Source organism: Pelomonas sp. KK5 (assembly GCF_001984095.1).
GTDB lineage: Bacteria > Pseudomonadota > Gammaproteobacteria > Burkholderiales > Burkholderiaceae_C > KK5.
Map to the genome: position 1 here is coordinate 1 of NZ_LYVQ01000204.1, position 12,196 is coordinate 12,196.

A 12,196-nucleotide genomic window follows, 5' to 3' on the forward strand; every position below is an offset into this window, starting at 1 on the left:
CCCTGCAACTGTTCGAGATCGGCCAGGTCTTCGATCCCCGCCCCGACCCTGCGCTGTACTTTCCCACCGTGGCCGCCGAGATGCTGAGGCTGCGCCTGCGCGCGAGCCTGCAAGGGGGCGAGGGCGGGCTGCGCGTGCTGAGCGGCGAGAGCGGCTCCGGCAAGTCGCTGCTGGTCTCGGTGCTGCTGCAGCGACTGCCGCGGCCGTGGGTGCATGCGGCGCAGCTGCGCTTCTCGACGATGGCCGGCGAAGACCTGCTGCGCGCCATCGCCCATGCCTTCGGTCTCGGCACCGCCCGGCCACGCGAGAGCCTCGCGGCCGCGCTGGCTGAACGAGGCCGCCGCGGCGAGGGCAGCCTGCTGGTGATCGACGACGCCCAGGGCCTGTCCGCCGAGGCCTTGCGGCTGGTGCACGGGCTGGTCGGGGGTCAGGTCTTGCTGGCGATCCTGCTGGTCGGCTCGGGTGGACTGATGTCGCGGCTGCAGGCTGCGGACCTGGCCCCGATCGCGGCGGACTTCCATCCGCGCTTCGAGATGGGTGCCTTCGGCCCGCGCGAGTCCGAGGCCTTCATCAGGGATCGTCTGGCCCGCTGCAAGAGCGAGGGGCTGCCCGCCTTCACGGCCGGCGCGCTGGTGGAGATCGATGCGCTCGCCCGCGGCATCCCGGGCCGCATCAACATGCTGTGCCGCGAACTGCTGCATCAGGCGCTGCTGAGCGAGGACGGGCGGCCGATCGATGCCGGTCAGGTGGCCGCTCAGGGGGACGCGCTGGGCCTGGTGCGCCTGCGGCGGCCGCTGCTGCCGCAGGCCAGGCCGGCGGCCGTGATGGCGGCTCCGGCGCCTTCTTCGAGCCTGCAGCACCTGCGGTACCTGCTGGCCGCACCGCTGCTGGCCGGCCTGGCCTTCGCACTGTGGCGCCCGGGGGAAGCGCCATCGGCGCAGCAGCCGGCCGAGGCCGTGCCGGCAGCGGCGACGGCAGAGCCGCCGACCCATCCCCGGCGCGAGGTGATCACGGAGGCCGCGCCGGCAGCGCCCCGCGTCATCCGCGCTCAGCCGCCCTCGTCGCCGCTACCCGATGCCCACGCGCGCGAATGCGCCGCGGTGCTGACCCAGCTCTCGCTGGGCGAACCCTTGAACCCGAAGCAGAAACGCACTCTGGAGACCCTATGCCGATGAATTTCAAGTCCTTGTTGCCGTTGTTGCTGGTGCTTCCGCTGGCTGCCTGCATGTCGACGCCGCCGGCCCATGTGGCGCCGATCAGCCAGCTCGAGCAGGACGTGGCCGCCACCACCGACCAGCTGCTGGCCCACTGGCGCGCCCGCCGTTCCGACAACCAGTCGCGCCTGCCGCCGCAACCGGTGGCGCTGGGCGATTTCGTCAACCTGCCGGCCGGCGGTGCCGTCATTGCGGGCTATGCGCTGCCGCAGACGCTGGCCTCGGCCCGCGCGCGCCAGGTCGTGGCCCAGCGCCTGGCGGCCGACACGGCGGCCGACGGCCGCCTGCTGCCTGTCGATGCGGCGGGACAGGCGGCGCTGCTGCTGACCGGCCAGCTGGCGCCGGCCCTGCCTCCGGGCGGCACGCAAGCCCTGACCCTGCTGCTGCTGGATGCGAAGACCGGCCAGGTGCTGGCCCGCGCCCAGGGCCAGCTGCGCGGCACGGCGGCCGACGCCTTCCCGGCGGCCTTCGACGCGGAAAGCCCGGTGCTGATCACCGAGTCCGCCGAGCGCGCCGAGGCGGGCGCACGGATGTTCGGCAGCGACAAGGGCGCCTCGCTGGACGGCTCGGGCCTGCAGAGCGCCGCGGCCGCCACGCTGCTGTCGCAGGCCCAGGACGCCTATGTGTCGGGCGACTACAAGGGCGCGCTGGCCCTGTTCGAGCGGGCAGCGGCCATGCCCGGCGTCAACGCGATCCGCGCCTACAACGGCCAGTACCTGAGCCTGATGAAGCTGGGCCGCAGGCCCGAGGCGATGGAGGCCTTCAGGACGCTGGTGGCCGAGGGCCTCGGCAGCCGCACGCTGGGCATCAAGCTGCTGTTCGTGCCGGGGCAGACCGAGTTCCTCGCCGATCCCGAGATCCGCGGCGCGTACGGCGACTGGCTGCGGGTCATCGCCAACCAGTCGGCCGCCTCGGCCGCCGCCTGCCTGAACGTCGTCGGCCACACCAGCCACACCGGCGCCGAAACCTTCAACCAGGAGCTCTCGCTGGCCCGCAGCAAGCGCGTGCGCGAGCTGCTGCAACTGGACGCGCCGGCGCTGGACCGGCGCATCGCGGTGGAAGGCAAGGGTTGGTCCGAGAACATCGTCGGCAGCGGGACCGACGATGCGCGGGATGCGATCGACCGGCGCGTGGAGTTCCGCGTCGTCGGGTGCCCTGAAGGCTGAGCACCCGTCCTGGGCTCAGCGTGCGAGCAGTGCGGACGTGAGGTGGTGAACGGTCTGCTGCGCGACGTTGGCGCATAGCGCGTTCATGCCCTGCCAGGCGTTGGCCATGTAGTCGCCCGCGGCAAACGAGGTGTCACGGCAGCGCACCTTGGTCCGCAGGACATCCTTGCCGGCCATGAACCCGAACATCACCCGCAGGCCCGGACTGCGTTGCCGGAATTCCGTGACGCTGACTTCGGCGGTCTCGGCCTCCGAGATCACGAGGCCCGCTGCCTGCGCCTGCTTGGCGTACTCCTGCTCGATCAGGGGCAGCACCTTGTCGTTGTGCTCGCAGTCGCCACAGTTCCAGCTCAGGACCAGTTTCGGCAATTCCTTGCTGCCGAGCCTCGCAGCTATGCATGAACATGGCTCCGAAGAAACAGGATGGCCAGCGCATGCTATCGGCGCAGCGGCATCGTGCGTCCCCGTGCGGACCCGCAATGAGAAAGCCCGCAGGGCTTTCGCGCTGCGGGCTTCGGACTTCGGCCGGTGCTTACGCAGCGGCGCGCCACTGCGCCATCAGCCCGTCCCACTTCGCCTTCGCCGCCACCCAGTGGCGATGCTTCACATGGCCGTAGCCGCGGATCTCTTCCGGGATCCGGGCGATGTCCACCGCCAGCGCGAGGCGCCCGGTGCTCAGGCCCTTGGCGAGGATCTCGTCGATCGCCGCCTTGTACTGGCCGATCAGCGCGCGCTCCATCTTGCGCTCCTCGGTGTGGCCGAAGACGTCCAAGGCCGTGCCGCGCAGGCCCTTCATCTTGGCCAGCAGGCCGAAGGCCGGGCGGATCCACGAACCCATCTGCTGCTTGACCAGCTCGCCCTTCTCGTTCTTCTTGGCGAGCAGTGGCGGGGCCAGGTGGTGGACCAGCTTGTACTCGCCCTCGAACTGCGCGGCGATCTTGTCGGTGAAGCTCTTGTCGGTGTGCAGGCGGGCGACCTCGTACTCGTCCTTGTAGGCCATCACCTTGAACAGGTAGCGGGCCACCGCTTCGGAGAGGCGCGTGCCCGCGCCCAGCTTGGCCTCGGCCGCGCGCACCTTGTCCACGAAGGCCTGGTACTCGGCCGCATAGGCCTTGTTCTGGTAGCCGGTCAGGAACTCCACGCGCTTGGCGACGACCTCGTCCACGCCCGGGCGCTTGACGATGTTGATCACCTGGCGGGTGGCGTACAGCGCCTGCACCGCGGCCAGGTCATGGGCGCAGCGGCGGCCCCATTCGAAGGCGGCCTTGTTGTTGTCGATCTGGACGTTGTTCAGCTCGATCGCGCGCATCAGCGCGGCGTAGGAGAGCGGCACGCGGCCCTGCTGCCAGGCGTAGCCGAGCATCAGCGGGTTGGTGTAGAGCGAGTCGCCCAGCAGCTTCACGGCCACTTCCTCGGCGTCGAACATGCCGAAGTGGCCCTGGCCGACGGCCTTGGCCACCGCGGCCTCGCAGGCGCCGCCCGGGAAGCTCCAGTTGGCGTCGTTCACCAGCGTCGCCGTCGGCGAGCCGTGCGTGTTCAGCGCGACGAAGGTGCGGCCTTCGCGCATCACGGCCAGCGTCGACTTGTTGGCGGCGACGATCGAGTCGCAGGCGATGACGAGATCCGCCTCGGCCGTGCCGACCTTGGTGCAGTAGATGTCGTCCGCGCGGTTGGCGATCTGGATGTGGCTCCAGGTCGAGCCGCCCTTCTGCGCGAGGCCCGCGGCGTCCTGCGTGATCACGCCCTTGCCCTCGAGGTGGGCCGCCATGCCCAGCAGCTGGCCGATCGTGATGACGCCGGTGCCGCCGACGCCGGCGACGACGATGCCCCAGGCCTTGCTTGCATCAGGCACGACCGGCTCGGGAATCGCCGGCAGCGTGCCGTCGAAGGGGCTGACCCGCTTGTCCTTCTTCGGCTTCTTCAGCTCGCCGCCCTCGACGGTGACGAAGCTCGGGCAGAAGCCCTTCACGCAGGAGTAGTCCTTGTTGCAGGTGTTCTGGTTGATCTGGCGCTTGCGGCCGAAGTCGGTCTCCAGCGGCTCGATCGACAGGCAGTTGGACTGCACCGAGCAATCGCCGCAGCCTTCGCAGACCAGCTCGTTGATGACGACGCGCTTGGCCGGGTCGACCAGCTTGCCGCGCTTGCGGCGGCGGCGCTTCTCGGTGGCGCAGGTCTGGTCGTAGATGATGGCGGTGGTGCCGGGGATCTCGCGGAACTGGCGCTGGATCGCGTCCAGCTCGTCGCGGTGGTGCACGGTGACGCCCGGGGCCAGCGCGCGGCCGGTGTACTTGCTCGGCTCGTCGGTGACGATCACCAGCTTGGCCACGCCCTCGCTGATCACGCTGTTCATGATCTGCGTGACGCTGTGGCCCTCGGGGCGCTCGCCCACCTGCTGGCCGCCGGTCATCGCGACCGCGTCGTTGTAGAGGATCTTGTAGGTGATGTTGACGCCGGCGGCGATGCTCTGGCGGATCGCCAGGATGCCGCTGTGGAAGTAGGTGCCGTCGCCCAGGTTCGAGAAGATGTGCTTCTCGTTCGTGAAGGCGCTCTGGCCGACCCAGGGCACGCCCTCGCCGCCCATCTGCGTGAAGGTGGCCGTGTTGCGGCCCGGCATCCAGGTCACCATGTAGTGGCAGCCGATGCCGCCGACGGCGCGCGAGCCCTCGGGCACGCGGGTCGAGGTGTTGTGCGGGCAGCCGGAGCAGAACCAGGGCGTGCGGTCGGCGCCGCCGGCCGTTTGCGCCTCGGCCTTCAGTGCGTTTTCCTTGGCGTCGATGATGGCGATGCGCGCGTCCAGGCGGGCCTGCACGTCGCTGTCCACGCCCAGCTTCTTCAGGCGCTTGGCGATGGCGCGGGCGATGATGGCCGGCGTCAGGTCGGCCTGCGGACGCAGCAGCCAGTTCTTGCTCGGGTTGGGCAGGCTCCACTCGCCGCCGCTGTTGTCGCCGTCGGTCTCGTCGAACTTGCCCAGCACGTTGGGGCGCACGTCCGGCCGCCAGCCGTACAGCTCTTCCTTGAGCTGGTATTCGATCATCTGGCGCTTTTCCTCGACGACCAGGATCTCCTTGAGACCCGTCGCGAAGTCGCGCGTGATCGTGGCCTCCAGCGGCCACACGACGTTGACCTTGTGCAGCCGGATGCCCAGGCGGCGGCAGGTGTCGTCGTCCAGGCCCAGGTCGTGCAGCGCCTGGCGGGTGTCGTTCCAGGCCTTGCCACTGGCCATGATGCCGAAGCGGTCCTGGTCAGTGGAAATAACGTTGTAGTTCAGCTTGTTGGCGCGGATGTAGGCCAGCGCCGCGTACCACTTGAAGTCCATCATCCGCGCTTCCTGGTCCAGCGGCGGATCGGGCCAGCGGATGTGCAGGCCGCCCGGCGGCATCTGGAAGTCTTCCGGCAGGATGATGTTGACGCGATCCGGGTCCACGCTGACCGAGGCCGACGATTCGACGATCTCCTGGATCGTCTTCAGGGCCGACCACAGGCCCGAGTAGCGGCTCATCGCGAAGGCGTGCAGGCCCATGTCGAGGATGTCCTGGACGCTGCTCGGGAAGAACACCGGGAAGCCGACGGCCTTGAAGACGTGGTCGCTCTGGTGGGCGGCGGTGGAGCTCTTGGCGATGTGGTCGTCGCCGGCGATGGCGATCACGCCGCCGTGCTTGGCGGTGCCGGCCATGTTGGCGTGCTTGAACACGTCGATGCAGCGGTCCACGCCCGGACCCTTGCCGTACCACATGCCGAAGACGCCGTCGAACTTGTTCTTCTCGGGGAACAGGTCGAGCTGCTGCGAGCCCCAGACGGCGGTGGCGCCGAGCTCTTCGTTGACGCCCGGCTGGAACACGATGTTCTGCTTGGCCAGGTGCTTCTTGGCGGCCATCAGCGCCTGGTCGTAGCCGCCCAGCGGGGAGCCGCGGTAGCCGCTGATGAAGCCGGCGGTGTTCAGGCCGGCGATCGCGTCGCGGGTGCGCTGCAGCATCGGCAACCGCACCAGGGCCTGGACGCCGCTCATGAAGGCGCGGCCGGCATCGAGCGCGTATTTGTCGTCGAGCGAGACCTTCTCGAGCGAGCGCAGGATGTGTTCGGGCAGGGGGGCGTTCATGGGCGGGGAGACTCCTGTGGATGTGGCGTGCGGAAACCGACGAGCGCTTGTGGCGCCGTGGCCGCTGGCTGCTGCTGAGGCACAGGGTTATGTGCCGTCGCGAAAGTGTAGGGAAATGTCCGCGATCGGTCCTTTCTAATTTCGCTCCACGACGCACATTGAAGCAAGGATCTTGCTTTCAATGAATAAAATCGTCGCGTTGCTTTCTGAAACACGCGATCCAGGGAAAACCATGAGCAAATCCAGCACCCCCGCCGAAGACCTCGGGCCGGACGAAGGCCTGGACCGTTATCACATCGCCATCCTGGGCGAGCTGCAGCGCGAGGCGCGCCTGTCCAATGCCGAGCTGGCCGCGCGCATCGGACTCTCCGCCGCGCCCACCTGGCGCCGCGTGCGCTGGCTGGAGGAGCAGGGCTACATCACCGGATATCGGGCCGAGATCGACCGGCGCAAGGTGGGCCTGGGCGTGCTGGCCTTCGTGCGGGTGGACGCCGAGCGCAGCGCCGGCAGCGCGACGCGGGCGCTGGAAGAGGCGATCCGCCAGCTGCCGGAGGTGATCGCCTGCCACTACATCTCGGGCGCGGGTACGTTTGAATTGCAGGTGATGTCGACCGACCTCGACGCCTTCTCGCGCTTCTCGATCGACACGCTCTTGAACCTGCCCAACGTCAAGGACATCCACACCAGCTTCTCGCTCGGCGAGGTGAAGGCGGGCGCGGCGCTTCCCTTGGGCCACCTCCAGCCTGCGGTACGCTAGCTTGATGACCGAGCCCCGAGGCCAACTGTCCGACCTGCTGCTGGGCCAGGAGCCCGCGCTGCGCGTCCGGACGACGCAGACCGGCCTGGCCGTGCTGCTGATGGTCGTCAGCGTCGGCTTCATGTTCTACGCGGGCTGGGTGGACCACGGCGGCCTGCGGCCGGTGATGCTGGTCTGGTCCGTGATCTCGCTGGGCGGCCTCGTTGCCGCCTTCCTGGCGATCCGCACCGGCTGGTCGCTGCGCTTCGCCGACCCCTCGCTGACGCTGCCGCAGATCGTCTTCTCGATCGCCTCCTCGGCCTGGGGCTACGGCCTGGGCGGCGAAATGCGCGCGATCGCGCTGCCGATGCTGATGATCGTGATGATGTTCGGCATGTTCCAGTTGCAGGCGCGGGCCACGCTGGGGCTGGGCGCCTACGCGCTGCTGGCCTTCGGCCTTTCGATGGGCCTGATGGCCTGGCGCCGGCCCGAGGTCTACCGGCCCGCCGTCGAGCTGGGCCATTTCATGATGCTGATGCTGACGCTGCCGGCGGTCTCGGTGCTGGCCGGGCGGCTCAGCCGCATCCGCCGCCGCCTGGTCGACCAGAAAGCCGACCTGACCCAGGCGCTGACGCTGATCCAGGCGATGGCCACGCGCGACGACCTCACCGGCCTCCTGAACCGCCGCCACATGCAGACCGTGCTGGAGCAGGAGACCCAGCGCTCGCTGCGCAGTGGCCGCGGCTACTGCCTGGCGCTGCTGGACATCGACCACTTCAAGCGCATCAACGACACCCATGGCCACGGCGCCGGCGACGCCGCGCTGCAGGCCTTCGCCGAGGCCGCCCAGCAGGCGATCCGCACGGCCGACGTGCTGGCCCGCTGGGGCGGCGAGGAGTTCGTCGTGATGCTGGCCGAGACCCGCATGCCGGCCGCGCTGGCCGGCATGGAGCGCCTGCGCGAGAAGGTGGCGGCACTGGAGATTCCGTTGAACGAAGAGGGTCAGGTCTTGCACATCACCGTTTCCGCCGGGCTCACCGAGCACCGCACCGGCGACAGCCTCAATGACACGCTGGAGCGCGCCGACAAGCTGCTCTACGAAGCGAAGGCGCAAGGCCGCAATCGCGTGATCGGCGCATGAACCCTCAGCATCAACTCCCGCTGCGCCACTTCCTGCTGGCGCTGGCCGTCGTTGCTATCTGGGGCAGCAACTTCGTCGTCATCAAGGTGGCGCTGGCCCACCTGCCACCGCTGCTGTTCGCGGCGCTGCGCTTCTCGCTGGCCTTCCTGCCCGCGGCCTTCTTCCTGAAGCGCCCGGCCGTGCCCTGGGGCAACCTGGCCGCCTACGGCCTGCTGATCGGCGCCGGCCAGTTTGCGCTGCTCTACATCGCGATGCAGAGCCAGATCTCGCCGGGCCTGGCCTCGCTGGTGATCCAGACCCAGGTCTTCTTCACGCTGCTGCTGGCGATGAAGCTGGCGCACGAGAAGGTGCGCGGCTTCCAGTGGCTGGCGCTGGCGCTGGCCGCCGCGGGCCTGGGCGTGATCGTCGCCCACACGGACGGCTCCACCACGCCGCTGGGCCTGGCGATGGTGCTGGCCGCGGCCTTCTGCTGGGCCTGCGGGAACATCGTCGGCAAGCGGGCCGGAGCGGTGAACATGCTGGCCTACGTCGTCTGGAGCAGCCTGTTCGCGGTGCCGCCGCTGCTGCTGCTGTCGCTGCTGGTCGAGGGGCCGGCGCGGATGGGGCAGGGGCTGCAGTCGGCCGATCTGGCCACCTGGGCCGCGGTGCTGTGGCAGTCGGTCGGCAATGCGCTGTTCGGCTATGGCGTCTGGGGCTGGCTGCTGTCGCGCCATCCGGCGGCCACCGTCGTGCCGATGGCGCTGCTGGTGCCGGTGTTCGGCATGAGCAGCGCGGCGCTGATGCTGGGCGAGTCGCTGCCGATGTGGAAGGTGGTCGCGGCCCTGCTGGTGCTCAGCGGGCTGGCGCTGAATCTCTTGTGGCCGCGGATCCGGCAATGGCGCGCTGGCTGATCGTCCTCGTGCTGCTGGCCGGCCCGATGCACGCCGCCGGACAGATCTCGCGCGAGGCCGAGATCGCCAGCTGCCTCGTCGGCGAGATCCGCACCTGGGGCGACGGCCGCGACCAGCGCGCCGTCGCGCCGCAGCTGCTGCTGGTCTACGACCATGCCGGCGCGCCGCCCTGGATCACGGCCGGGCAGGTCACTGCCGCGCTGGACCGCGCCGCGGCGGCCTGGGCGCCCTGCGGCGTGCCGGTGCAGCGGGTGGCGAGCGCGCCGCCGAGTCCGGGGCTCGTGCGCGTGCAATGGAACGATGCCGGCGCCCGCGGTGACTTCGGCCAGGCCGACGTCGGGGCGCGTACCTTGTCGCTGGGGCCGGCGGCCTTCAGGCTGCTGCGTGAACGCAATCCGAAGTACCCGGCCACTCAGACGCTGCAGATGGTGGTCTCCCACGAGATGGGCCATCTGCTGGGCCTGATGGCGCACTCGCGCCGCTGCGTGGACGTGATGAGCTACTACGACGACGGCAAGGGCCACCGCTGCAGCGCACGCAGCATGAGCCTGCTCAAGTCCGTGCCCGAGTACCGCTCGGAACTGCCGACGGCCTGCGACATCCAGCGCTGCCAGGCGGCCAACGGCAACGCTCACTGAGGCCGGCGCATCCGGAAACGTTCGCCCAGCTCGAAGTAGTCGGCCGGCCCGCCGCCGCGCAGGATGGGCCGGGCGGCGGCGGTGTCGTAGCGCCCCTCCACCAGCAGGCGCCGGTCGATATGCACGCCGACCACCTCGCCCAGCGTCAGCCAGCTGTCCACCTGCTCGCCCGCCGCCGACTGCAGCTGGATGATCTGCGTGACCCGGCACTCGAAGCTGACCGGGCTGGCCGCCACCCGTGGCACGCCGACGACGCGCGAGGGCGCCGTCGCGAGTCCCGCCAGCGCGAACTCGTCCACCTCCGGCGGCACCGCGGCGCAGCTGGCGTTCATCGCCCCCGCCAGCTCGCGCGTCGCCAGGTTCCAGACGAACTCGCCGCCGGCGCGGCAGTTGCGCAGCGTGTCCTTCTCGCCGAGGCTGGCGAAGCCGATGATCGGCGGCGTGTAGTTGAAGGCGTTGAAGAAACTGTAGGGCGCCAGGTTCAGCACGCCGCTGGCCGGGTCGCGGCTGGCGATCCAGCCGATCGGGCGCGGGCCGACGATGGCATTGAACGGATCGTGCGGCAGGCCGTGGCCCAGGCGGGGTTCGTAGAAGTGGGTCGGCATGTCCATAACGGCGAGGCTCAGCGTATGCTGGCCGGCATGAGATTCCTGATCGGCCTCATTGTGCTGGCGCCGCTGATGGCGCAGGCGGCGCAGAACCTGCAGGTGGAACTGCGCTGGACGGAATCCGCCGTCAGCGGCGCGGCGATGGCCGGTGTGCGCGATGGCGGCTATGTGGTCGGCACGGCGGGCTCGGTGTCGCCCCGGCCCGGTGGCGTCACGATCAGCACCGCACGCGCGTCCGCGCCGCCGGCGCAGCGGCTGGTCGTGATGAACGGCAAGTCCGCCAGCATCACGCTCACCGAGCCGCAGACCACGCAGTGGCTGGACTACGCGGTGGAGATGCCCACGCAGCAGGGCGGCCAGCCCAAGGTCTACGCCGCGCCGCGCACCAGCGTCGTCGAGCGCAGCCGCGGCTTCGTCGTCACGCCGCGCTGGGCCGGCGGCAAGCGGCCGGTGGAGGTGGAGCTGAAGGCGATGCGGCCTCGCGAGGAGGCCGAGGGCGGCGGCGAGGAGCAGGTGCTGAGCCATGTGCAGGTGCCGCTGGGCGAATGGATCACGGTGGCCCGCACGGGGGCGCCGGCCCGCGCACCCGAGCGCGGCGTCACCAGCAGCCGCGATGCGGAGCCGCAATCGAGCCGCGAGCTGCAGCTGCGGGTGACGCTGGCACCCTGACCCTTTTGGTAACCGCGCCGTACCGGCCCGGTGATAGGCTGCGCCGCTGCCGAAACATAACGTCCAATCCATGCGTCATCTGCTCGCCTGCGCTTCCGGCGCGCTCCTGCTTGCTTCCGTTGCGCACGCCGCGCCGCCGGATCTCTTCGCCGCGAAGCCGCTGGCCTTCGAGCGCGCGCCGCAGGCCAAGGTCGTCGGCGTCTACGTGCCGAGCTGGGAGCCGGCTGCGCTGCTGGATCGCCTGCAGCCCGGCAGCGTCAGCCACCTGCTCTATGCCTTCGCGCGCATCTGCGGCCCCGGTCAGCTCGAGAAGGACGCCGCCGCCTGTACCGGCCAGCCCGACTTCACGCTCGCCGCCGGGCCGAAGGAGGCCGAGTTCGACGCCGCCTTTCAGCGCCTGAAGCAGCAGCGCCTGCCGCAGGTCAAGGTGCTCGCCTCGGTGGGCGGCTGGGGCGGCTCCGACCCCTTCTTCCACATCGCCAACGACCCCGCGCGCCGCGCCGTGTTCGCGGCCTCGGTGCAGCGTTTCCTGCGCGAGCATCCGGGTTTCGACGGCGTGGACATCGACTGGGAGCACCCGGGCGACAACGGCGCCGCCAACGGCACGAAGCTCGGCGATCCGGCCGACGGCCAGGGCTATGCCGAGCTGATGGACGCGCTGCGCGAGGCGGTCGATGCGCTCGGCCGCGAGACCGGCCGGCGCTATCTCGTCACCACGGCGGTGAACCCGGCCAGGGCCATCGTCGGCCGCATCAACTTCCGCCAGGCGGCCCACGCACTGGATCTCGTCTTCATGATGAGCTACGACTTCTACGGGCCCTGGACCGACACCATCGGCAACCACACCGGCCTGATGCCCAGCGCCCCGGGCGCCGACGACAGCGTGGACAGCGCGGTGCGCAACTTCGTTGCCGCCGGTGTGCCGGCCTCCAAGCTGGTGGCCGGCGTGGCGATGTACGGGCGCGGTTTCGCGGGCGTGGCCCGGCCGGCCACCGGCCAGCCGCGGGGTCAGGTCTTTCCCCCCGGTGGCGACGGCTC

At 70.1% G+C, this 12,196-nt stretch carries 11 protein-coding genes; 8 read left to right on the top strand and 3 right to left on the bottom strand.

Going from position 1 to position 12,196, the window contains the following annotated elements; genetic code table 11:
• Positions 1–1,175 (top strand): ExeA family protein (locus B0W88_RS24450; RefSeq protein WP_158080935.1); only part of this gene is annotated, 1,175 nt, incomplete at its 5' end.
• The gene (locus tag B0W88_RS24455; RefSeq protein ID WP_144006938.1) at positions 1,172–2,380 is read left to right on the top strand and encodes an OmpA family protein; all 1,209 of its coding nucleotides are present in this window, start codon (positions 1,172–1,174) and stop codon (positions 2,378–2,380) included. The genes B0W88_RS24450 and B0W88_RS24455, both read left to right, overlap by 4 nt.
• 15 nt (positions 2,381–2,395) lie before the next feature.
• Here B0W88_RS24455 and B0W88_RS24460 read toward each other — a convergent pair whose 3' ends face one another.
• Entirely contained in the window at positions 2,396–2,749 is a 354-nt protein-coding gene (locus B0W88_RS24460) for a DUF4410 domain-containing protein (RefSeq protein WP_077037227.1), read from the bottom strand.
• Between the two features lie 163 nt (positions 2,750–2,912).
• Positions 2,913–6,476: an indolepyruvate ferredoxin oxidoreductase family protein gene (locus tag B0W88_RS24465; protein WP_077037228.1), complete on the bottom strand. Its 3,564-nt coding sequence runs from the start codon at positions 6,474–6,476 to the stop codon at positions 2,913–2,915.
• 232 nt (positions 6,477–6,708) lie between these two features.
• Here B0W88_RS24465 and B0W88_RS24470 point away from each other — a divergent pair, with 232 nt between their 5' ends.
• Genes B0W88_RS24470 through B0W88_RS24485 form a run of 4 tightly spaced genes read left to right on the top strand, consistent with a single transcriptional unit; the run spans position 6,709 to position 9,881 of the window.
• The gene (locus B0W88_RS24470) at positions 6,709–7,233 is read left to right on the top strand and encodes an Lrp/AsnC family transcriptional regulator (protein WP_077037229.1); all 525 of its coding nucleotides are present in this window, start codon (positions 6,709–6,711) and stop codon (positions 7,231–7,233) included.
• 4 nt (positions 7,234–7,237) lie between these two features.
• Complete coding sequence (locus B0W88_RS24475; RefSeq protein WP_077037234.1) at positions 7,238–8,353, top strand: diguanylate cyclase; 1,116 nt, start codon at positions 7,238–7,240, stop codon at positions 8,351–8,353.
• On the top strand, positions 8,350–9,243 hold the full coding sequence (locus B0W88_RS24480) for an EamA family transporter (protein ID WP_077037230.1): 894 nt from the start codon (positions 8,350–8,352) through the stop codon (positions 9,241–9,243). The genes B0W88_RS24475 and B0W88_RS24480 overlap by 4 nt, the downstream gene beginning before the upstream one ends.
• Complete coding sequence (locus B0W88_RS24485) at positions 9,228–9,881, top strand: hypothetical protein (RefSeq protein ID WP_077037231.1); 654 nt, start codon at positions 9,228–9,230, stop codon at positions 9,879–9,881. The genes B0W88_RS24480 and B0W88_RS24485 overlap by 16 nt, the downstream gene beginning before the upstream one ends.
• Here the strand turns inward: B0W88_RS24485 and B0W88_RS24490 are convergent.
• A complete protein-coding gene (locus tag B0W88_RS24490) occupies positions 9,875–10,492 on the bottom strand; it encodes a flavin reductase family protein (protein WP_077037232.1) in 618 nt (205 codons plus the stop codon). The genes B0W88_RS24485 and B0W88_RS24490 overlap by 7 nt on opposite strands.
• A 30-nt stretch (positions 10,493–10,522) precedes the next feature.
• Between B0W88_RS24490 and B0W88_RS24495 the strand changes: the two genes are divergently transcribed.
• Together B0W88_RS24495 and B0W88_RS24500 are read left to right on the top strand one after the other, a co-directional pair.
• Positions 10,523–11,158: a hypothetical protein gene (locus tag B0W88_RS24495; RefSeq protein WP_144006940.1), complete on the top strand. Its 636-nt coding sequence runs from the start codon at positions 10,523–10,525 to the stop codon at positions 11,156–11,158.
• A gap of 70 nt (positions 11,159–11,228) precedes the next feature.
• A partial coding sequence (locus B0W88_RS24500; protein WP_233151830.1) for a glycoside hydrolase family 18 protein occupies positions 11,229–12,196 on the top strand: 968 nt, incomplete at its 3' end.